This window comes from Stutzerimonas xanthomarina DSM 18231, from assembly GCF_900129835.1.
GTDB lineage: Bacteria > Pseudomonadota > Gammaproteobacteria > Pseudomonadales > Pseudomonadaceae > Stutzerimonas > Stutzerimonas xanthomarina.
Genome location: NZ_FQXA01000003.1, coordinates 413,401 through 436,016 on the forward strand (window position 1 = coordinate 413,401; position 22,616 = coordinate 436,016).

Genomic DNA, 22,616 nt, shown 5'->3' on the forward strand with positions numbered 1-22,616 from the left:
CAAGGGTGCACCAGTCGGCTGGTCCCGCTATCGGTATTGCAGAAAGACGTTGTCGCGCCCGAACTGGTCACGCAATGCCTGAATCAAGTTGTCAGCCGGATCGATTCGCCAGCTTTCACCGAACTGCAGCAGCGCTTTCGCATCGCTGCCGGTGTATTCCAGCGTGATCGGACAGGCGCCGCGATGACGACCACAGACATCGGCCAACCAACGAACCCGATCACCCTTGAGCGCCTCGCCAGCGACTTTTACCCGCAGACTCTCGGCCAGCCCGGTTCGAGCTTCTTCCAGACTCATGACCCGTTTGGCTCGCAGGCGCAGGCCTCCAGAGAAATCGTCATTACTGACTTCGCCCTCAACCACCACCAGAGCATCGGTCTGCAACAGCGCCTGAGCGCTGTTGAAAGCTTCCGCGAACAGCGAAGCCTCTATCCGTCCCGAGCGGTCATCAAGGGTGATAAAACCCATCTTGTCGCCTTTTTTGTTCTTCATTACTCGAAGATTGACGATCAGGCCAGCGATGGTCTGCTCCCCCCGAGCGGGACGCAGATCAATGATGCGCTGACGGGCAAAACGACGGACCTCACCTTCATATTCATCGATCGGATGGCCAGTGAGGTAGAGCCCCAACGTGTCCTTCTCGCCTTTCAAACGCTCCTTCAAGGACAGCTCACGGGCTTTTCGATGGTTGGCATAAACGTCTGCTTCGGGCTCAGCGAACAATCCGCCGAACAGGTCCGCATGGCCGCTATCGAGGCTGCGTGCCGTCTGCTCTGCTGCCTGGATAGCCTCTTCCATTGCCGAGAGCAGGACCGCCCGATTGCGATCGATATTGGCCTGGTAGGCCTTCGGCTCGTCCGAGAAATAGGGGCCGAGACGATCCAGTGCGCCTCCGCGAATCAGGGCTTCGAGGGTGCGCTTGTTGATTCGTTTGAGATCGACACGGCTGCAGAAATCGAACAGATCCTTGAACGGCCCGCCTTCCTTGCGGCATTCACAGATGGCTTCGACCGGGCCCTCACCGACGCCTTTGATCGCGCCAAGCCCGTAAATGATCCGGCCATCGTCACTGACCGTGAACTTAAACTCGGAGTTGTTCACATCAGGCGCGTCGATGCGCAGCTTCATGCTGCGGCATTCTTCGATCAGCGTGACCACCTTGTCGGTGTTGTGCATGTCCGCCGAGAGCACCGCGGCCATGAAAGGCGACGGGTGATGCGCCTTGAGCCAGGCGGTCTGGTACGAGACCAGGCCATAGGCAGCCGAGTGGGATTTGTTGAAGCCGTAACCAGCAAATTTTTCCACCAGGTCGAAGATGTTACCAGCCAGATCGGCGTCGATGCCGTTATTGGCACAACCTTCGATGAAGCCGCCGCGCTGTTTGGCCATCTCCTCGGGCTTTTTCTTACCCATGGCGCGGCGCAGCATGTCCGCCTGACCAAGGGTATAGCCGCCCATGACCTGAGCGATCTGCATCACCTGTTCCTGATACAGAATGATGCCGTAAGTAGGCGCCAGCACCGGCTTGAGGCCTTCATACTGGTAATCCGTATGAGGGTAGGAAATTTCTGCCCGGCCGTGCTTACGGTTGATGAAGTCGTCAACCATGCCCGACTGCAGCGGACCGGGCCGGAACAGCGCCACCAGAGCGATGAGGTCTTCCAGGCAGTCCGGTTTGAGCTTTTTGATCAGCTCCTTCATCCCGCGCGATTCAAGCTGGAAGACTGCGGTCGTCTCGGCTTTTTGCAGCAACGAGTACGTCGGCTTGTCGTCCAACGGGATGAAATCAATGTTGACGGGATCGAGCCCCTTGCGCGCCTGCTCGCGATTGATGGTTTCCAGCGCCCACTTGATGATGGTCAGGGTGCGCAGACCGAGGAAGTCGAACTTGACCAGACCGGCCTGTTCGACGTCGTCCTTGTCGAACTGGGTCACCAGGCTGCCGCCCTCGTCATCGCAGGCGATGGGTGCGAAGTCAGTGAGCTTGGTCGGCGCGATGACCACGCCGCCAGCATGCTTGCCGGTGCCGCGCGTGATGCCTTCGAGTTTGAGCGCCATGTCCCAGATTTCCCGGGCGTCTTCGTCGACGGCCAGGAAATCCCGGAGCGGCTCCTCCATCTCGTAGGCTTTTGCGAGGGTCATGCCGACTTCGAAGGGAATCATCTTCGACAGTCGATCGGCCAGACCGTAGGACTTGCCCTGCACCCGCGCCACGTCGCGCACCACGGCCTTGGCCGCCATGGTACCGAAGGTGATGATCTGGCTGACTGCATTGCGGCCGTATTTCTCCGCCACGTAGTCGATGACCCGGTCGCGCCCGTCCATGCAGAAGTCGACGTCGAAGTCCGGCATCGAGACCCGCTCAGGGTTCAGGAAGCGCTCGAACAGCAGGTCATAGGCCAGTGGGTCGAGATCGGTGATCTTCTGTACATACGCCACCAGCGATCCTGCACCCGATCCCCGCCCAGGCCCTACCGGCACGCCGTTGCTCTTCGCCCACTGGATGAAGTCCATAACGATCAGGAAGTAGCCCGGGAAGCCCATCTGGATGATGATGTCGAGTTCGAAATTCAGCCGGTCGATATAGACCTGCTTCTTCGCCTCGTAGTCAGGCGTGTCCTTCGGTAGCAGCACCTCGAGGCGCTCATCTAGACCATCGAACGAGACCTTGCGGAAGTACTCGTCCATGGTCATTCCCGCTGGCACCGGGAAATCAGGCAGGAAGTAGGTTCCCAACTGCACTTCAATGTTGCAGCGTCGGGCGATCTCCACCGTGTTTTCCAACGCCTCGGGCAGGTCGCTGAACAGCTCCCACATTTCCTCGGGCGTCTTCAGATACTGCTGGTCGGAATAATTACGCGGCCGCCGCGAATCGTCTAGGGTGCGGCTTTCGCCGATACACACGCGCGTTTCGTGGGCTTCAAAGTCTTCCTGTTTGAGAAAACGCACGTCATTGGTAGCCACAAGCGGAACGCTGTAGCGCTGCGCCAACGCCACGGCAGCATGCAGGTGCTCTTCGTCGTTGACGCGACTGGTGCGCTGTACTTCGAGGTAGAAGCGCTGCGGAAAGATCTGCTTCCACTCCTCCAGCAACGCCGCGGCTGACGCTTCCTCGCCGTCAATCAGCGCATGGCCAATCTCACCTTCCTTGGCGCCGGACAATGCAATCAAACCATCTGCCGCGCCTTTGACCCACTCTCGCTCGATGATGATCTGATCGTTGCGTTGACCTTCCGTCCAGCCGCGCGAAACCAGTTCGGTCAGGTTGCGATATCCGTGGCTGTTCATCGCCAGCAAGGTCAAACGGCTGAGCGGTCCATCCTCGTCGTGGCTGGCGAGCCAGATATCGGCACCACAAATCGGCTTGATCCCGGCGCCTTGAGCCGCCTTGTAGAACTTGACCAGCGAACACATGTTGCTCTGGTCAGTGACAGCGACCGCCGGCATGCCCGCGCTGGCTACCGATTTCACCAACGGCTTGACGCGTACCAGTCCGTCGACCAGGGAATATTCAGTGTGTAGACGGAGATGGACGAAGGAGACGGGCATGAACGAACCTTGGACTGGCGAAACAACAAGCCGCGAATTGTACCGGAAAGCGAGGGCCGATTAAGGCGACGATTGACCGCTCGTGGATCAGAGGAAACGTACGCGTCGACAGGCTGAAAATGCCGGGAGCGCAAATCAGCCCAGCAGGCTGGCCGTTTCGATGGTCACGCGCTCAACCACTGCGCCGCTCTGCTCCAGCAGGTTGCGCACAGGCGCGAAGGAGCGGCGGTGGATAATGGTCGGGCCGAGCCGCTGCAAGGCTTCGAGATGGTACGGCGTCGGATAGCCTTTATGGGCGGAAAGCCCATAGCCTGGATAGCACAGGTCCAGCGCGCACATTTCCCGGTCTCGGCTGACCTTGGCCAGAATCGACGCAGCGGCAATAGCGGGCACCTGAGCGTCTCCCTGAATCACCGGAGCGCTAGGCACCGCAAGTTGGGGGCAGCGGTTACCGTCGATCAAGGCCAGCCGAGGCTGGACACTCAGTCCTTCAACCGCCCGCTGCATGGCCAGCATGGTGGCGTGCAGGATGTTCAGCTGGTCGATTTCATGCACCTCGGCGCGGGCGATGCACCAGGCCAGCGCTTTCTGGCAAATCTCCTCGAATAACGCCTCGCGGCGCGCCTCGCTGAGTTTCTTCGAATCGTTCAAACCTTCGATTGGACGCAAAGGATCAAGGATCACCGCTGCGGTAACCACGGGCCCACACAGTGGGCCACGACCCACTTCATCGACGCCAGCGACCAGCTCTTCAACCAGATTGAAATCCAGCCCGATTTGCATCAGCGCGCGCCTATCAGTTCGAGTACTGCATCGGCCGCCTGGCTCGAGGCATCGCAACGCAGCGTACGGTGAATCGCATCAAACCCTTCGGTCTGTCTGTCACCGTTATCCAGCAATGGCGACAACAGCTGAGCCATTGCGTCCGGAGTCGCAGCATCCTGAAGCAACTCCGGAACAAGGAGCCGCTGGGCCAACAAATTAGGTAAGGCCACATAGGGGCTCTTAACCAGGCGCTTGAGGACCCGAAACGTCAGCGGCGCAACGCTGTAAGCCACCACCATGGGCCGCTTGTACAGCAAGGCCTCGAGCGTTGCGGTGCCGGAGGCAATCAGCACCGCATTGCAGGCAGCCAACGCCTCATGGGAACGACCGTCGAGCAACGTCAGCGGGAGGTCCCGTCCTATCAGCATCTGCTCCAATTGAGCTCGCCGTTCGGGACTGGCACAGGGCACCACGAAGCGAATCCCCGGACGCATCGAGCGCAGCCGGTCGGCTGCGGCCAGGAACAGCTCGCCAAGACGCCCCACCTCTCCGCCCCGGCTGCCGGGCATCAGCGCCACGATCAGGCCTTCCTGCGGCAGGTTCAGCATATCCCGCGCCGCGGCTCGATCGGATACCAACGGGATGGTGTCGGCCAGCGGGTGGCCTACAAAACGAACCGCCACCTGATGGTCGTCGTAAAACTTCGCCTCGAAGGGAAACAGAGTCAGCATCAGATCGCAGGCGTCCCGGATTTTCAGCACGCGCTTCTGTCGCCAAGCCCATACCGACGGGCTTACGTAATGCACCGTCTTGATACCAGCGCGCCGGAGTTTAAGCGCCAAGTCCAGATTGAAATCCGGTGCGTCAATCCCGATGAACACGTCAGGCCGCACGTCAAGCAATGTCTTGAGCAAACGCTTGCGACGTGCAAGCAGCTCCGGTAGACGTCCGAGCACCTCGACCAACCCCATCACAGCCAGGCGCTCTTGCGGAAAATAGGATACGAGCCCCTGCGCCTCCATTCGAGGCCCACCCACGCCGACAAATGCGACGTCCGGGTGCTGAGCCCTGAGCGCCTGCATCAAGCCTGCGCCGAGGATATCGCCGGACGCTTCGCCAGCCACCAACGCAACTGTCAGAGGGCTGGACATATCAGCGCGTAATGCCGCGATTCGAGGCCTGCACGGAGTCCCTAAACAGCGCCACTTCGGGAAATGCCAGCGCATCCGCCTCGAGCGCAGTTAGCGCAGCCTCAACCGTGAACCCCTTGCGATAGACGACCTTGTAGGCATTGCGCAGCGCCATGATGGCATCAGCGCTGAAGCCACGGCGACGCATGCCTTCGAAGTTCATACTGCGCGCTTCAGCCGGGTTGCCAAACACCGTCACGAACGCCGGAACGTCCTTGCCAATGGCAGTCCCCATGCCGGAAAAGCTGTAGGCACCGATATGGCAATACTGATGGACAAGGGTGTATCCGGACAGGATCGCCCAGTCGCCCACGTGCACATGGCCGGCCAGCGCCGTGTTGTTGACCAGGATGCAATGATTGGCGATCACGCTGTCATGACCGATGTGCGCATAGGCCATGATCAGGTTGTGGTTACCAAGCGTGGTCTCGCCTCGATCCTGCACGGTTCCGCGGTGAATGGTCACCCCTTCCCGAATCACGTTATGGTCGCCGATTACCAGGCGCGTGGGCTCGCCCTTGTATTTGAGGTCAGGTGTGTCTTCACCCACCGAGGAAAACTGGAAGATTCGATTGTGCCGGCCAATGCGGGTCGGCCCTTTGATGACCACGTGAGACGCGATCACGGTTCCCTCGCCTATTTCGACATCCGGGCCGATGATCGACCATGGACCGACCTGAACATCATCAGCCAGCCGTGCCGCAGGATCGACGATGGCGCGAGGGTCCACCAAACTCATATCTTCTGTTCCGCACAAATGATTTCAGCCGAGCATACCGGCTTGCCATCTACACTGGCGCGGCAATCGAACTTCCAGATTCCACGCTTGGCGCTGATGAAAGACGCCTCTAGGGTCAATTGATCGCCCGGCACGACCGGTTGACGGAAGCGCAGCTTGTCCGAGCCGACGAAGAAGTAAAGGGTGCCATCAGCCGGCTTCGCTTCCATCATTTTGAAACCAAGCAGTCCCGCCGCTTGCGCCATGGCTTCGATGATCAATACGCCCGGCATGATCGGATGTTGCGGGAAGTGACCATTGAAGAACGGCTCGTTGATGGTGACATTCTTGTAGCCGCGAATACGCTTGGCGTCCGTATCCAGCTCCACCACCCGGTCTACCAGCAGAAAGGGGTATCGGTGAGGAAGGTATTCGCGTATCTCGTTGATATCCATCATATGAAGAAAAAGCCCGTAAGGAATGTAGGAGTCGACACGGCTATATACGCCGCGCAAACCGCTGGCGAACGCCTCTGACAGGAACGATCAGACGGTAGGGTCAGCCATCAGAAGACGCATCCCCGCATGGGGTCACGGATGCCAGGCGTTTTTCCACTTGCTGCAGGCGACGAGCCATGTCGTCAAGATGACGAATCCGGGCAGCGCTCTTGCGCCATTCCGCAGCGGGCTGCATAGCCGTCCCTGATGAATAGCTTCCCGGCTCGGTGATCGACCGGGTAACCATGGTCATACCGGTTATGAACACGTTATCGCAGACTTCAATATGCCCAACGAGCCCGGCACCGCCAGCGATCATGCAGTTGCGACCGATCTTGGTACTGCCGGATATGCCAGAACAGCCTGCCATGGCGGTGTTATCACCGATCTGAACGTTGTGGGCGATCATGATCTGGTTATCCAGCTTAACGCCATTTCCTATAACCGTATCCGATATGGCACCACGGTCGATGGTGGTATTGGCGCCAATCTCGACGTCGTCACCAATACGCACGCCACCGAGCTGCGCAATCTTCTCCCAACTGCCCTGCTCGTTGGCAAAACCGAACCCTTCACCACCGATCACCGCACCGGGCTGAATAACGACGCGCTCGCCGATAATCACATCATGGCAAAGGGTGACTCGAGCAGCGAGCCGCCCACCCGCGCCGATGCGGCTTCGCGCACCAACCACGGACTGGGCGCCGATCTCCACATCGGGGCCAACCCAGGCTCCGGCTTCAATCACAACTTGTGCGCCGATGCGCGCCGAGGGATCAACCGCGGCAGTGGGATCGATTACAGCAGAGGGATGAACACCGGTGGACGCGCGTGGCCGGCTCTCGAACAAATGCGAGATACGCGCATAGGCGAGATACGGATTGGCGACAACCAAAGCAGTACCCGTGTAGCCTTCGGCATCTTTGGCCGTAAGCAGCACGCCTCCCGCCCTCGTCGTGGCTAGAAACTTCCGGTACTGCGCGTTGGCCAGAAAACTCAAATGTTCAGGGCCGGCATCCTGCAAAGTCGACAAACCTGACACTAGCAGCGAGCCATCGCCGCGCAGCTCGGCCCCTAGTCTTTCGACCAGATCGCCGAGTGAATAGGCTACTTCGCTCATCAGCGCAGCTGATTCATGCGCTCAATGACCTGGCGGGTGATGTCGTACTGTGGCTTGACATCAACCACCGCGCCGCGCTCGAGAACCAGATCGTAGTCGCCTTTCTTGATGACTTCTTCAACCGATTTATCCAGCTTGGGCTTGAGCTGCTTGAGCATGTCCCGATCAGCGGCAGCCTTGGACTCGTTGAGCTCCTTGGACAGGAACTGAAAGTCACGCGCCTTCTGCTTGAACTCAAGCTCAAGACGCTCACGCTCGGCCTGCTGCATCTTGTCGCCGTCCTTGCCCAGGCGGTCCTGAATGCGTTTGGCGTCGCTTTCAAGCCCCTTGAGCTTCTCCAGCTGCGGGCCGAATTTCTTCTCAGCATCGACCGAGTAGCGCTTGGCTGCGTCTGATTCGAGCAAAGCCATCTGGTAGTTCATTACCGCTATTTTCATCTCGGCGAATGCGGGGGTCGCCACTAGAGCAGCGGCAACAACAAGCAATTGGGTCAACTTACGCACGGTATATACCACTCTTCATAAATGCGCCGGAGCATGGCTCCAGATGATTAAAAGGTTTGGCCCAGCGAGAACTGGAAGACTTGGGTATCTGCTTCGTCAGGTTTCATTACTGGCATCGCCAGGCTAAAACTCAAGGGGCCCATGGCAGTGATCCAGGTGAGACCGACACCGACCGAACTGGCCATGTCGCCGATATCAATATCACTGCACTTATCAGAGGTCGAAGGGCAGTTCGTATCGTAGACGTTACCCACATCCCAGAACACCGAAGTGCGCAACGAGCGCTGGTCCTTCACGAACGGCATCGGGAACAGCAGTTCCATCCCGCCCTGGATCAGCACGTTACCACCATAGGGCAACGAATCCTGGTCCGGATCGGCAATGGTGCCCTCATTCCCGGTTACAGGCTCGCCGCGGCTCGGTGTGCTTCGCGGGCCAAGACTGCTGTCTTCGAAGCCGCGAACCGAGTTGAAACCACCGGCATAGTAGTGCTCGTAGAACGGAAGCCGTGAGGTGGAGCCATAGGCATCGCCATAACCCAACTGGGTATGCAGGCGCATGGTGTAAGTCTTGGTAACCGGCACGAACAGCTGAGCGTTGTAATCAAGCTTGTAGAACGACAGGTCGCTGCCTGGAATCGTTGTTTCCAGCGAGAGACTCTGAGAGTGACCGCGCGTGGCCAGCACGCCACGATTCAGAGTCGATTCCGACCAACCCACAGAAGCCTTGAAGTTGAGGTAGCTATCACCCTCCTCCTCCATGAAGTCGAAAATCTCATCAACCGTGTAGCGCCCACTGTCGATGGTGTCCTGCTGGGCGGACAGACCAAACGAAAGCCGCGATGTCTCGCTGATTGGATAGCCGATATTTACGCCGCCGCCCAGACTATCGACCGAGTAGCTTGAAACGTCGTAGTCCAGCTCGTCGTAGTCAGTTGTTCGATAGAAAGCGTTGTAACCAAGGCTAACGCCGTCTTCGGTCCAGTAGGGATCCACAAATCCAAAGTTATAACGCGACTGATATTCGCTGCGGGTGAGCCCTACGCTGACACGATTACCGGTGCCGAGAAAGTTGTTCTGGCTGATCGACCCGCCAAGAATCAGACCCGCATTCTGTGCAAAACCGATGCTCGCCATGATCGAGCCAGACGGCTGTTCTTCAACGCTGTAATTTACATCGATCTGGTCGTCGGTACCCGGCACCTGCGGCGTTTCGACGTTCACTTCCTTGAAGAAACCCAACCGTTCGAGACGGGTCTTCGACTGGTCGATCAGGTAAGTCGAGGCCCAGCCGCCTTCCATCTGGCGCATCTCGCGGCGCAACACTTCGTCTTCGGTCTTGGTATTGCCGCGGAAGTTGATTCTATTGACATAGGCACGCTTGCCCGGATCGACCACAAAGGTGATCGAGACAGTGTTGTTCTCGTCGTTGGTTTCAGGCACGCCATTGACGTTGGCGAAGGTGTAACCCTCATTACCCAAGCGACGCGTGATCAGCTCCGAGGTGGTAGTCATCACCTTTCGCGAGAAAACCTGTCCTTCCTTAGCCAACAGCAAGGATTGCAACTCTTCCTGCGGCACTTTCAAATCACCGCTCAGCTTGACGTCGCTGACGGTATAAAGATCGCCCTCAGCAATGTTCACCGTGATATAGACGTCCTTCTTGTCGGGCGTGATGGACACCTGGGTGGAGGTGATGTCCATGTTGATGTAGCCGCGATCAAGATAATAGGAACGCAGACGCTCGAGGTCACCGGACAGCTTCTCTCGTGCGTACTTGTCGTCGTTGCGGAAGAACGACAACCAGTTGCTGGTCTTCAACTCGAACAGGTCGGAGAGATCTTCATCAAGAAACACAGAATTGCCGACGACATTGATGTGTTTAATCGCCGCGACGGAGCCTTCATTGATGTTGATTTTCAGCGCGACGCGGTTGCGCGGCTGGGGAACGACCTCGGTCTCGATCGTCGCCGAGTAACGACCCTGAGCAACATACTGCCGCTGCAGTTCATTGCGCACACCTTCGAGCGTGGCGCGCTGGAAGATTTCACCTTCGGCCAGGCCTGACTGCTGCAGACCGGAAAGCAGGTCTTCAGTCTTGATCGCCTTGTTGCCATCGATCTCGATGCCTGAGATTGATGGGCGCTCGACCACATTGATCACCAGTACATCGCCCTCACGGCCGAGCTGGATGTCTTCAAAAAAACCGGTGCGAAACAGGGCACGAGTTGCATCAACCAGACGACTGTCGTCGGTTGCCTGGCCAACGTTCAGCGGCAATGCGCCAAAGACGCTGCCAGCTGAGACGCGCTGCAGCCCGTTGACGCGTATATCGGAAATAGTGAAGGACTCGGCGTGAACTTCGGCAATCATCAGTGCGGAAATCACCGCAGGTAGCAGCAGACGTTTCATGAAGTCCTTTCTTTTCAAACCTGATAATTGAACCTGCGCTTGGCGCGGCGACATCAAGGTATATGGCGGTTAAAGGCGGCCAAGGTCGTTGACCAACGCAAGCAGCATCACCCCAACAACCAGGCTGATACCGATCTGTACTCCCCAGCCCTGGACCCTGTCCGACAAGGGACGTCCACGGACCCACTCGACCAGATAGAAGAGCAGATGCCCTCCATCCAGGACGGGGATAGGCAATAGATTGAGTACCCCAAGACTTATGCTCAGGTAGGCGAGGAAATTCAGAAAGTCGCCCACGCCGGACTGTGCAGAAGCGCCCGCCACTTTAGCAATGGTTATCGGACCGCTCAAGTTTTTTACCGAGAGCTCCCCGAAGAGCATTTTCTTAAGCGAATCCAGAGTCAGAACGCTCATTGTCCATGTGCGGCGAAGCCCTTCCCCGACCGCTTCGACAGGGCCGTGGCTGACCTGCCGCAACATTTCAGGCGGCCATTCCCCGCCCGCAACACCCGCACCGAGATAACCCCGACGCGTGTCCCCTTCGCCACGCTCGGCCAGCGTCAGCGGCAGCTCAATCTGCTCGCCGTTACGCTCGACCTGCAGCAAAACAGCCTGCCCACCCAGCGGTTTGACGCGATCTATTACGTCTTGCCATTCGGTCAGCACCTCGCCATCAAGGCTGACCAGGCGATCCCCAATCTGTACACCGGCCGCGTGTGCGGGCCCTTCGGGATCCAGCTGAGCGACCACTGGGGTGATTTCCGGACGCCAGGGACGAATGCCCAGTGAGCCGATCGGATCCGGGTCTTCGGCGCCTTTCAGCCAATCCTTCAGTTCCAGCTGCAGCTGCTGCGACTGATCGGCATCAACGTCGCGTACCACCATCGCTAGCGAGCCGCTTTCACCAAGCCGCCTGATCAGCTGCAGATTCACCTCTGCCCAACCAGCCGTTGGCTTGCCGTTGATCTCGATGATTTCCTGCCCAGCCATCAGCCCGGCTCGTTCAGCAAGGCTGCCAGCCTCCACAGCGCCAACCACCGGACGCACCTGTTCGGTCCCCAGCATTGCCAGCGCCCAGAAGAACACCAGGGCAAGCAGGAAGTTCGCTAAAGGCCCAGCCGATACAATGGCGAAGCGCTGTTTAACACTCTTGCGGTTGAAGGATTGCCCCAACAGAGCAGTCGGCACGTCCCCCTCGCGCTCGTCGAGCATCTTGACGTAGCCGCCGAGCGGAATAGCCGCGAGAACGAACTCGGTACCCTGGCGGTCATGCCAACGCACCAGTGGCCGACCAAAGCCTACCGAGAAGCGCAGAACCTTGACGCCGCAACGACGAGCTACCCAGAAGTGGCCGAACTCGTGGAAGGTTACCAGTACACCCAGCGCCACGAGGGTGCCGATGATCATGTACAGCGCGCCCATATTTCCTCTGCCTCGAAAGGTCTTTTAGAAGCCTGTCAATCCGGTCGATGCCGGAGCGCCACAGCCAAGTTGGGACTTTTGATCACTATCGATCTCGCGTTTGCAACCAGCTCGAAGCAAGCCTGCGGGCCTGCGTATCGGCGGCAAGCACATCTGCAAGGCAACGAGCCGGAACCGAAGCTTCCTGATCGAGAACGTCCTCGATAATACTCGCGATTTCAGTGAAGCGAATGCGACCGTTAAGGAAAGCATCCACAGCCACCTCATTTGCGGCATTGAGCATCGCAGGCGCTGTTCCGCCGTCTTGGGCGGCCTGGCGAGCGATCCGAAGACACGGAAATCTGTGCTGATCGGGAGCCTCGAAATCCAGACGGGCTACCTTCAGCAGATCGAGGGCCGATACACCGGAGTCGATTCGTTCCGGCCAGGCCAGTGCATGGGCAATCGGTGTGCGCATGTCGGGGTTACCCAGTTGCGCCAGGACCGAGCCGTCGACGTAGTCGACCATCGAGTGAATGACGCTTTGCGGGTGAATCACGACCTCGATCTGCTCCGGTCGTGCATCAAACAGCCAGCACGCTTCGATGAGTTCGAGCCCCTTGTTCATCATGCTCGCCGAATCGACCGAAATCTTGCGGCCCATGGACCAGTTGGGATGAGCACAGGCCTGCTCTGCTGTCACGGCAGCGAGCCGATCGAGAGGTAGTTGGCGGAACGGCCCTCCAGACGCGGTAAGCAGAATCCGCCTTACGCCTACGCGGCGCAGACCCTCAGCATAATTGCCCGGTAGACATTGGAATATGGCGTTGTGCTCGCTATCGATGGGCAGCAGCACCGCCTCGCTGTCATGTAGCGCCTGCATGAACAGCGCGCCGGACATGACCAGAGCTTCCTTGTTCGCCAAAAGCACCCGCTTGCCGGCCTGGACCGCTGAGAGCGTCGGGCGCAAGCCGGCCGCTCCCACAATTGCCGCCATGACCACGTCGACCTCGGGATGCGCTGCAACTTCGCTGAGACCACCCTCACCGATCAGCACGCGCGTCTTGACGCCGTCGCTGTCGAGTTGATCTTGCAGCACGCGAGCCCTAGCACTGTCGGCCACAACCGCATAGCGGGGCCGGTGCAGTCGGCACAGCTCGCGCAATTCGACAAGGCGGCTGAATGCAGTGAGCGCAAAGGCTTGGTAACGCTCGGGATGACGTGCGATGACATCCAGCGTGCTCAGACCGATGGAGCCGGTGGCTCCGAGAATGGTTACCTGCAAGGGGCCGCTCACCATGCACCCCAACCGGCAAGCCACAACAGGACCGTGAACACGGGTACCGCAGCGGTCAAGCTGTCGATACGATCCATCACGCCACCGTGCCCAGGAAGCAACTGGCTGCTGTCCTTGATACCCGAGCTGCGCTTGAACATGCTTTCGGTCAGATCACCTACGACAGAAATGACCACCACCAGAGCTGCCCCCAACAGAGCGAGCACCAGCTCACGCGCAGACCATGACTGGTAAAGCCCAACAAACAATGCGATTAGCAGGCTGGTAACCAAGCCGCCGATCATTCCCTCCCAGCTCTTGCCCGGACTGACTTGCGGAGCGAGCTTGCGACGACCAAAGGTCTTGCCGGCCGCATAAGCGCCGATATCAGCCCCCCAGACCAGGACCATCACCGCAACGATCAACCAATTACCCTGCGGCCACTGTTTGAGCAAAACTAGGCCCTGCCAAGCGGGCAATAGAATCAATAAACCAATAAGCAGACTGCCAATACGCCCCCGCCAATGTCGCTGACTGCGCGGATAACTCAGCACCAGAGCCGTCGCAGCCAACCACCAGACGACGCTGAGCGCAAGTAACCAGGGCGCCAGGGAGGGCGACATATAGAGCCCGGCAAGCAGCAGGCCAACAGCCATCGCGTAAAGCACCCGGACTGGTTGAGCCGCAAAGCCTGCCAGGCGCGCCCACTCCCAGCCACCAAGCACGACGACGACGCCTATGAATAAGGCGAAAGCGAGACCGTCGAGAAGAAAAAAGCCAATCAGTGCGATCGGAAGAAGAATGGCTGCCGTGATGATGCGAAGCTTCAGCATTCAGCTCGAACCTCTATTGCCACTTGATCACCGGTCTTGCCGAAACGTCGTTGGCGTTTGGCGAAATCGGCCAACGCTGTACGCATTGCGTCATGTTTGAAATCGGGCCAGAACAGGTCGGAGAAATACAGCTCGGCATAGGCCAACTGCCACAGCAGGAAATTGCTGATGCGTCGCTCGCCTCCGGTGCGGATACAGAGGTCCGGCAGAGGCATGTCGCCGGTTGCCAGATAGCGCTGAAAGAGCGCGGGAGTCACCTCGTCTGGATTGAGACGGCCCTGCTGCGCTTCGCGTGCCAACCGCTGCGCGGCCTGGACGATATCCCACTGACCACCATAGTTGGCCGCGACCTGAAGAACGAAACGGCCGGACCCCGCAGTCATCTCCTCGGCGTCGAGCATCGCAGCCTGCAACTCCGGATGAAAGCGCGAACGATCACCAATGATTCGCAAGCTGATGCCGTTTTCATTGAGCTTGCGCGCTTCTCGGCGCAGAGCAGTCAGGAAGAGCTCCATTAGAGCTCCGACCTCCTCGGCCGGCCGTTGCCAATTTTCACTGGAAAAGGCAAACAGCGTCAGCACCTCGACGCCCGCTTCGGCGCACACCTCAATAACAGCGCGCACCGCATCGACACCCGCCTTGTGTCCCGCCACGCCCGGCAGGAGACGCCGCTTTGCCCAGCGATTGTTACCATCCATGATGACTGCGACATGACGGGGTACATTCCGTCCGGCAATCTGCCTGACCTTATCCATGAAACGACTCTACCTGCGCTCAATCACGCTGCGAACAATGGGAGAAACCGCCGACGGCAATTTCCGGGGATACGACTGGTTAGCCCCTCGCGCCACGAACCTCTCAGGCTCGACGCACTCCGACGTGTGCAGTACGGACGAAGTCCGGTACAGCGACATCAAACCGCCATCAGGTCGTTTTCCTTACCTTCAAGCGCCTTGTCGATTTCCGCAACGTACTTGTCGGTCAGCTTTTGAACGTCGTCTTGACCGCGTCGTTCCTCGTCTTCGCTGATTTCCTTCTCTTTGACCAGATCCTTGAGTTGCGCAATCGCATCACGGCGAATGTTACGCACAGCAACCCGCGCGTTTTCAGCCTCGGCACGAGCCTGCTTGGTATACCCCTTGCGGGTTTCCTCGGTCAGCGCTGGCATCGGCACACGGATGGTGGTTCCCGCGGTGGCCGGGTTCAATCCCAGATCGGACGTCATGATGGCTTTTTCCACAGCCTGAATCATGCCTCTGTCGAACACCGTCAGGGCCAGGGTGCGCGAGTCCTCGGCGACCACGTTGGCAATCTGGCGCAGCGGAGTGTCGCTGCCGTAGTACGACACCATCACACTGTCGAGAATACTCGGATGAGCACGACCGGTACGAATTTTGGCGAACGCGTGCCCGAGGGAATCCAGGGTCTTCTTCATGCGCTCTTGAGCGTCTTGCTTGATCTCGTTGATCATTGGTTCTGTTCCTCGATCAGAGTTCCTTCAGCGCCGCCAAGCACGATATTGAGCAGGGCACCGGGCTTGTTCATGTTGAACACCCGCAGCGGCATGTTGTGGTCGCGACACAGGCAGATAGCGGTCAAATCCATGACGCCCAGCTTGCGATCAAGCACATCGTCATAAGTGAGCTGTTCGAACTTTTCGGCATTCGGGTCCTTGAACGGATCGGCCGTATAGACACCGTCAACCTTAGTGGCCTTGAGCACGACATCGGCGTGAATCTCGATGGCGCGCAGGCAGGCAGCAGAGTCGGTGGTAAAGAACGGATTGCCAGTGCCGGCAGAAAAGATCACCACTTCGCCACTCTTCAGGTGACGCATCGCCTTGCGACGGTCGTAATGATCAGTGACCCCAACCATCGAAATCGCCGACATGACCAATGCTGGGATATTCGAGCGCTCCAAGGCGTCCCGCATGGCCAAGGAATTCATGACGGTAGCGAGCATACCCATATGGTCGCCCGTTACACGGTCCATGCCCGCGGCAGACAGAGCCGCACCACGGAAGAGATTGCCGCCGCCGATGACGAGACCAACCTCTACGCCTATGCCCACCAGCTGCCCAACTTCCAAGGCCATACGATCGAGCACCTTGGGATCGATGCCAAAGTCCTCCGAACCCATCAGGGCTTCGCCGCTTAATTTGAGCAGAATGCGTTTATAGCGAGGATTGCGTGCACTCATCTGCTGAGCCATTGGCGTTGTCTCTCCTGCGGCATTGTATGACTAGGCTGGCCTGCAGCCGAAAAAAATGTCTGCGCTATGACAGCGCAGTATCACATTGGTGCCAAGCGATGACCGTCGCATCGGCGAAAAACATTCCGACCCTCCAATCCGACAAAGAGGCCGCGCGCGTGAGCGGGCAGCCTCTTCGAGGGACGGCAGAAGCGTCTTATTGCTTGGTAGCAGCTACCTGAGCGGCAACTTCAGCTGCAAAGTCGACCTCGGCGCGCTCGATACCTTCACCTACTTCGTAACGAACGAAGGAAACGATTTCGGCACCAGCCTTCTTCGCCAGCTCACCAACCTTGACGTCAGGATCTTTGACGAAGGCCTGCTCAACCAGGCTGGCTTCAGCAAGAAACTTGCTGATACGGCCTGCAACCATCTTTTCGACGATTTCGGCCGGCTTGCCTTTAATCTTTTCTTCGTTCAACGCCAGGAAGATTTCCTTTTCCTTCGCAACAGCTTCCTCGGAAACCTGCGATGGATCCAGGAACTGAGGGTTGCTAGCGGCGACGTGCATGGCGATTTCCTTCGCCAGCTCAACGCTACCACCCTTCAGTGCAACCAGGACACCGATCCGGTGACCATGCAGATAGGAACCGACCAGATCAGCTTCGACAGTGGTCAGACGGCGGATGTTGACGTTCTCACCACACTTGGCAACCAGCGCTTCACGATTGGATTCCTGAGCGGCGATCAGCGGGGCGGCATCGGTCATCTTCTCGGCGAAGGCCTTCTCGACGCTGCTATTGACGAAATTCTTGAAGTCGTCCTGCAGGGCCAGGAAGTCGGTCTGCGAGTTGACTTCGATAATCACGGCACGCTTGTTGTCATCGGCGACCTTGACCGCAATAGCACCTTCAGCAGCAATGTTGCCTGCTTTCTTGGCTGCCTTGATGGCACCCGCAGCACGCATATCATCAATGGCTTTCTCGATGTCGCCACCAGCAGCGGTGAGCGCCTTTTTGCAATCCATCATGCCTTGGCCAGTGCGCTCGCGCAGTTCTTTGACCAGGGCTGCAGTGATCTCTGCCATGTTCGCAAATCCTCTCGATTCGATTGTCGATCATGCCCTCAACTCGGGCGATCAATTCGGAATTGGCAAAAAGGGGGCATAGCCCCCTTTCTGTTCAACGGGTATCAGCTAGGCGACAGTCGCGCTCAGCCTTGAGCTGCCTCAGGGGCGGCTTCTTCGACGAACTCATCAGCACCACCGGCGCCATTCTGGCGACCGCGCAGTACAGCATCCGCCATGGAACCCAGGTAGAGTTGCACGGCACGGATGGCGTCATCGTTACCAGGGATAATGTAGTCGACGCCTTCCGGGCTGCTGTTGGTATCAACGATGCCGATAACCGGGATACCCAGCTTGTTGGCTTCGGAGATAGCAATGCGCTCGTGGTCGACATCAACAACGAACATGGCGTCCGGCAGACCGCCCATCTCCTTGATACCGCCCAAGCTACGATCCAGCTTTTCCAGATCACGGGTGCGCATCAGCGCTTCTTTCTTGGTCAGCTTCTCGAAGGTACCGTCCTGAGCCTGGGTTTCCAGCTCACGCAGACGCTTGATCGAAGCACGAATGGTCTTGTAGTTGGTCAGCATGCCGCCCAACCAGCGATGATCGACGTACGGCGAGCCACAACGAGCAGCCTCTTCGCGAACGATCTTGCCAGCAGAACGCTTGGTGCCAACGAACAGAATCTTGTTTTTGCCTGCAGCCAACTTCTCAACAAAACGCAGCGCGTCGTTGAACATCGGCAGGGTTTTCTCAAGGTTGATGATATGAATCTTGTTACGCGCGCCAAAGATGTACTTATTCATCTTCGGGTTCCAATAACGGGTCTGGTGGCCGAAGTGCACACCGGCCTTCAGCATATCGCGCATAGTGACTTGAGACATGAGAGTTCCTCAGATAAGTCGGGTTAGGCCTCCACGCGTCCCGATATCCAACTCTTGCGAGCACCCAGGATACCGTGTCGACACGTGTGTGGGGTCAGGCTCGGCAGGTAGTCCCGCGGAGCGGCGCGTTTTATAGCACACGCACGCATCAGAGGCTAGCGCGGAGCTGATATTGATTGTGGTACCGGCAGTTACCACTGCCTGACCTGGACGCCAGGGCCGTCTGCAGGCCGAGCCCTCTTTGGTTTATCATTTGCGTTTTATACCTATATTGCCTGCGCCTCTTGGCGCCAAGAGGATTGCATGACTGTTTCCATCAAGACGCCTGAAGACATCGAAAAAATGCGCATTGCTGGCCGCCTCGCTGCTGAAGTGCTCGAAATGATCGCTGAGCACATCAAGCCGGGCGTCACTACCGAAGAACTGGACCGCATCTGCCACGAACACATCGTCAATGTGCAACAGGCCATACCCGCCCCCCTCAACTACAAGGGCTTCCCAAAATCGATTTGCACATCGATCAATCACGTCGTCTGCCATGGCATCCCCAACGACAAACCCCTCAAAGACGGCGACATCCTCAATATCGACATCACCGTAATCAAGGATGGCTACCACGGCGATACCAGCCGTATGTTTACCGTCGGCAAAGCACCAGAGTGGGCCGAGCGGCTCTGCAAGGTGACTCAAGAATGCCTTTATAAAGGTATCGAGGTGGTCCGCCCGGGAGCGCGCCTCGGCGACATTGGGGAAGTAATTCAGAAGCATGCCGAGAAGAACGGCTTCTCCGTCGTCCGCGAGTATTGCGGGCATGGCATCGGCAAGGTTTTCCACGAGGAGCCCCAAGTGCTGCACTACGGCCGAGCCGGGACCGGACTGGAGCTAAAGGAAGGCATGACCTTCACCATTGAGCCCATGATCAACCAGGGCCGGTCGGAAACCCGCCTGCTTGGTGACGGCTGGACGGCGATCACCAAGGACCGCAAGCTTTCTGCCCAGTGGGAACACACCCTAGTGGTCACTGCAGATGGCTACGAAATCTTTACCCTGCGCAGCGATGACACGATAGCCCGAACATCGCCCTGATTTTCTTGACGTTCTGATGGAGGGCGACGGTATGCCTCAGGTTGATTCCGAATTGTTCGACCGCAGCCAGTTCCAGGCCGAGCTGGCACTCAAGGCCAGCCCCATCGCCGCCTTCAAGAAAGTCATTCGCAAGGCACGGGAGGTGCTCGATGCACGCTTCCTCGCCGGCCAGGATATCCGTAGCCTGATCGAAGGCCGCGCCTGGTTCGTTGATCAGATCCTGCGCGCCGCCTGGGCCCGCTTCGACTGGGACAACGAGGCAGCGATTGCGCTAGTCGCCGTGGGCGGCTATGGCCGCGGCGAACTGCACCCCTATTCCGACATCGACCTGCTAATCCTGCTCGATAACAACGATCAAGAAATATTCCGCGACGCCATCGAGCGATTCCTGACGCTGCTGTGGGACATCGGGCTCGAAGTTGGCCAGAGCGTGCGCTCGGTGCAGGAGTGCGCAGAAGAGGCACGTGCGGACCTGACCGTGATTACCAACCTCATGGAAAGCCGCACGATCGCCGGTCCCGAACGCCTGCGTCAGAACATGCTGAAGGTCACCAGCTCCTCGGAAATGTGGCCGAGCAAGGAGTTCTTTCTCGCCAAGCGTAACGAGCAGGCCGCGCGCCATTCCAAATACAACAACACCGAGTACAACCTGGAGCCAAACGTTAAAGGCTCGCCTGGCGGGCTGCGTGACATACAGACCATCCTGTGGATAGCGCGGCGCCAGTTCGGCAGTCTGAATCTGAGCGCTATCCTCGATCAGGGATTCCTGACCGAAGGCGAATACTCACTGCTGGTGGCCGGGCAAGAGTTTATTTGGCGTGTCCGTTACGGACTGCACATGCTCGCCGGGCGCGCGGAGGATCGCCTGCTGTTCGATCACCAGCGCAGTCTCGCCGCCCTCCTCGGCTATAAAGACAGCGACGCCAAGCTGGCGATCGAGCGCTTCATGCAGAAGTACTACCGCGTCGTGATGAGCATTTCAGAGCTAAGCGATCTGGTCGGACAGCACTTTGCCGAGGTTATCCTCTGGGAAGGCGACAGCGGGGATGCGGTGCCGCTCAACAGCCGTTTTCTGGTGCGCGACGGCTATCTGGAAGTGGCCGATGATTCGGTGTTCAAGCGCAGGCCCTTCGCGATACTCGAAATCTTCGTACTGCTGGCACAACACCCCGACATCCAGGGTGTACGAGCGGAGACCATTCGCCTGCTCAGGGACCACCGGCATCTGATCGACGACGAGTTCCGCAGCGACATCCGCAACACCAGCCTGTTCATCGAATTGTTCAAGTGCAAGGAGGGCATCCACCGCAACCTGCGGCGCATGAATCGTTACGGCATTCTTGGGCGGTATTTGCCCGAGTTCGGCCATATCGTCGGACAGATGCAGCATGACCTCTTTCATATCTACACGGTCGACGCCCATACGCTCAATGTCATCAAGTATCTGCGCAAACTGAGCAAACCTGGCGTTGCGGAGAAATATCCTCTGGCCAGCAAACTGGTGGAACAGCTCCCCAAGCCGGAGCTGATCTACATCGCAGGGCTCTACCACGATATTGCCAAGGGTCGCGGCGGCGATCATTCGGAGCTTGGCGCGGTGGATGCGCAGGCCTTCTGCGCCCGCCACAAGCTACCCGCGTGGGATACCCGACTGGTGGTCTGGCTGGTGGAGAATCATCTGGTGATGTCCACTACCGCGCAGCGCAAAGACCTGTCCGACCCGCAGGTGATCAACGACTTCGCCCATTTGGTCGGTGACGAAACGCATCTCGATTATCTCTATGTGCTAACAGTGGCGGATATCAACGCCACCAACCCGACCCTCTGGAATTCCTGGCGGGCCAGCCTGCTGCGTCAGTTGCACACCGAAACCACACGAGCACTCAAACGTGGCTTGGAAAACCCGCTAGGACGCGAAGAGCAGATTCGTCAGACCCAGCGCGCCGCGCTCGACAATCTGGTGCGCAACGGCACCGATCCGGACGACGCTGAGCAGCTATGGTCGCAGCTCGGTGATGACTACTTCATGCGCCACAGTTCGGCCGATGTGGCCTGGCACACCGAAGCCATCATCGAGCACCCGAGCGACGGCGGCCCGCTGGTCCTGATCAAGGAAACCACCCAACGCGACTTTGAAGGTGGCACTCAGATTTTCATCTACGCGCCGGATCAGCACGACTTCTTCGCCGTGACTGTGGCAGCCATGGACCAGCTAAACCTGAACATTCACGACGCCCGTATCATTACGTCGAGCAGTCAGTTCACCCTGGACACTTACATCGTGCTGGATGCCGATGGCACCCCCATCGGCAACGATCCCGAGCGTACAGAAGAAATCCGCCAGGGCCTAATCGATGCACTGCGCAACCCGGACGACTACCTGACGATCATTCAGAAACGTGTACCCCGGCAGCTCAAGCACTTTGCGTTTCCGCCTCAGGTGACCATTCACAACGACATGCAGCGCCCGCAGACGATCATCGAAGTCGTCGCCCCCGACCGTCCCGGACTACTGGCGCGCATCGGCCAGCTATTCCTGGATTTCGATCTGTCAGTGCAAAACGCCAAGATCGCCACGCTCGGTGAGCGCGTCGAAGACGTATTCTTCGTCACCAACGCCGACAACCAGCCATTGTCCGATCCGCAGCTGTGCATGCGGCTGCAGCAGGCGATGATCAAGCAGCTGACTCAGGACAACGAGCACCAGCCCTCCCCTAGTAGCGTCATCATCTGAACGGCAACTGCATGGTCGCTTCGACACGAGGCGGCAACAAACGCCGCCCAGGTCCGCTTCAATCCCAGGGTTTGCCGCGGGTTTTGGCGGTATAGGGCAGCCTCTGCTGCATGGCTGCCTTCGCCAGCACATGGGCGCTGACCGGCGCAGTCAAAAACAGAAACAGGGTGATCAGCACTTCATGGACGCTGAGGCCATTGCCCTGATTACTGAAGAAGATCATCGAAGCGATGACGATCCCACCGACTCCAAGCGTGGTCGCCTTGGTTGGCCCATGCAAACGCGTAAAGAAATCAGGAAGGCGATACAAACCGATCGCTCCCACCAGGGCAAACACGCTTCCCACGATCAGAAATGCGCTTACCAGCAGCTCTATCCAGAATGGCATGC

General features: G+C 58.4%; 19 protein-coding genes. 2 read left to right on the forward strand and 17 right to left on the reverse strand.

The features are described from left to right. Positions 1-27 precede the first annotated feature (27 nt). From dnaE to rpsB, 16 genes are all read right to left on the reverse strand, one after another. Positions 28-3,549, reverse strand: coding sequence for a DNA polymerase III subunit alpha (gene dnaE / locus BUE09_RS09940; RefSeq protein ID WP_073300829.1), 3,522 nt, complete (start codon positions 3,547-3,549; stop codon positions 28-30). A 135-nt stretch (positions 3,550-3,684) separates the two neighbouring features. Further along, on the reverse strand, positions 3,685-4,332 hold the full coding sequence (rnhB, locus tag BUE09_RS09945) for a ribonuclease HII (RefSeq protein ID WP_073300830.1): 648 nt from the start codon (positions 4,330-4,332) through the stop codon (positions 3,685-3,687). Then, entirely contained in the window at positions 4,332-5,465 is a 1,134-nt protein-coding gene (lpxB, locus tag BUE09_RS09950; protein ID WP_073300831.1) for a lipid-A-disaccharide synthase, read from the reverse strand. The genes rnhB and lpxB overlap by 1 nt, the downstream gene beginning before the upstream one ends. Before the next feature lies 1 nt (position 5,466). After that, positions 5,467-6,243 (reverse strand): acyl-ACP--UDP-N-acetylglucosamine O-acyltransferase, encoded by a 777-nt coding sequence (gene lpxA / locus BUE09_RS09955; RefSeq protein WP_073300832.1) that lies wholly within the window; start codon positions 6,241-6,243, stop codon positions 5,467-5,469. Further along, positions 6,240-6,680, reverse strand: a complete 441-nt coding sequence (fabZ, locus tag BUE09_RS09960; protein ID WP_073300833.1) for a 3-hydroxyacyl-ACP dehydratase FabZ — start codon at positions 6,678-6,680, stop codon at positions 6,240-6,242. The genes lpxA and fabZ overlap by 4 nt, the downstream gene beginning before the upstream one ends. Positions 6,681-6,780: 100 nt before the next feature. After that, positions 6,781-7,839, reverse strand: a complete 1,059-nt coding sequence (gene lpxD, locus BUE09_RS09965) for a UDP-3-O-(3-hydroxymyristoyl)glucosamine N-acyltransferase (RefSeq protein WP_073300834.1) — start codon at positions 7,837-7,839, stop codon at positions 6,781-6,783. Next, complete coding sequence (locus tag BUE09_RS09970; protein ID WP_031310707.1) at positions 7,839-8,342, reverse strand: OmpH/Skp family outer membrane protein; 504 nt, start codon at positions 8,340-8,342, stop codon at positions 7,839-7,841. Before BUE09_RS09970 ends, lpxD begins: the two co-directional genes overlap by 1 nt. A 47-nt stretch (positions 8,343-8,389) precedes the next feature. Continuing rightward, the gene (bamA, locus tag BUE09_RS09975) at positions 8,390-10,753 is read right to left on the reverse strand and encodes an outer membrane protein assembly factor BamA (protein WP_073300835.1); all 2,364 of its coding nucleotides are present in this window, start codon (positions 10,751-10,753) and stop codon (positions 8,390-8,392) included. 69 nt (positions 10,754-10,822) lie between these two features. Continuing rightward, positions 10,823-12,175, reverse strand: coding sequence for an RIP metalloprotease RseP (rseP, locus tag BUE09_RS09980; RefSeq protein ID WP_073300836.1), 1,353 nt, complete (start codon positions 12,173-12,175; stop codon positions 10,823-10,825). A gap of 85 nt (positions 12,176-12,260) precedes the next feature. Continuing rightward, a complete protein-coding gene (ispC, locus tag BUE09_RS09985) occupies positions 12,261-13,454 on the reverse strand; it encodes a 1-deoxy-D-xylulose-5-phosphate reductoisomerase (RefSeq protein ID WP_073300837.1) in 1,194 nt (397 codons plus the stop codon). Continuing rightward, positions 13,448-14,263 (reverse strand): phosphatidate cytidylyltransferase, encoded by an 816-nt coding sequence (locus BUE09_RS09990; RefSeq protein ID WP_073300838.1) that lies wholly within the window; start codon positions 14,261-14,263, stop codon positions 13,448-13,450. Before BUE09_RS09990 ends, ispC begins: the two co-directional genes overlap by 7 nt. Then, positions 14,257-15,018 (reverse strand): polyprenyl diphosphate synthase, encoded by a 762-nt coding sequence (gene uppS / locus BUE09_RS09995; RefSeq protein ID WP_073300839.1) that lies wholly within the window; start codon positions 15,016-15,018, stop codon positions 14,257-14,259. The genes BUE09_RS09990 and uppS overlap by 7 nt, the downstream gene beginning before the upstream one ends. A 158-nt stretch (positions 15,019-15,176) precedes the next feature. Continuing rightward, the gene (gene frr / locus BUE09_RS10000) at positions 15,177-15,734 is read right to left on the reverse strand and encodes a ribosome recycling factor (RefSeq protein ID WP_073300840.1); all 558 of its coding nucleotides are present in this window, start codon (positions 15,732-15,734) and stop codon (positions 15,177-15,179) included. Next, positions 15,731-16,474 (reverse strand): UMP kinase, encoded by a 744-nt coding sequence (pyrH, locus tag BUE09_RS10005; RefSeq protein WP_019342381.1) that lies wholly within the window; start codon positions 16,472-16,474, stop codon positions 15,731-15,733. Before pyrH ends, frr begins: the two co-directional genes overlap by 4 nt. A 196-nt stretch (positions 16,475-16,670) precedes the next feature. After that, positions 16,671-17,540 (reverse strand): translation elongation factor Ts, encoded by an 870-nt coding sequence (gene tsf / locus BUE09_RS10010; RefSeq protein ID WP_073300841.1) that lies wholly within the window; start codon positions 17,538-17,540, stop codon positions 16,671-16,673. Between the two features lie 125 nt (positions 17,541-17,665). Beyond that, positions 17,666-18,406, reverse strand: coding sequence for a 30S ribosomal protein S2 (gene rpsB, locus BUE09_RS10015; RefSeq protein ID WP_073300842.1), 741 nt, complete (start codon positions 18,404-18,406; stop codon positions 17,666-17,668). A gap of 303 nt (positions 18,407-18,709) precedes the next feature. Here rpsB and map point away from each other — a divergent pair, with 303 nt between their 5' ends. Together map and BUE09_RS10025 are read left to right on the forward strand one after the other, a co-directional pair. Then, entirely contained in the window at positions 18,710-19,492 is a 783-nt protein-coding gene (gene map / locus BUE09_RS10020) for a type I methionyl aminopeptidase (protein ID WP_073300843.1), read from the forward strand. Positions 19,493-19,523: 31 nt separating this feature from the next. Then, positions 19,524-22,226, forward strand: coding sequence for a [protein-PII] uridylyltransferase (locus BUE09_RS10025; RefSeq protein ID WP_073300844.1), 2,703 nt, complete (start codon positions 19,524-19,526; stop codon positions 22,224-22,226). Positions 22,227-22,284: 58 nt separating this feature from the next. Here BUE09_RS10025 and BUE09_RS10030 read toward each other — a convergent pair whose 3' ends face one another. Continuing rightward, positions 22,285-22,614: a Na+/H+ antiporter subunit G gene (locus BUE09_RS10030; RefSeq protein ID WP_073300845.1), complete on the reverse strand. Its 330-nt coding sequence runs from the start codon at positions 22,612-22,614 to the stop codon at positions 22,285-22,287. Positions 22,615-22,616 lie beyond the last annotated feature (2 nt).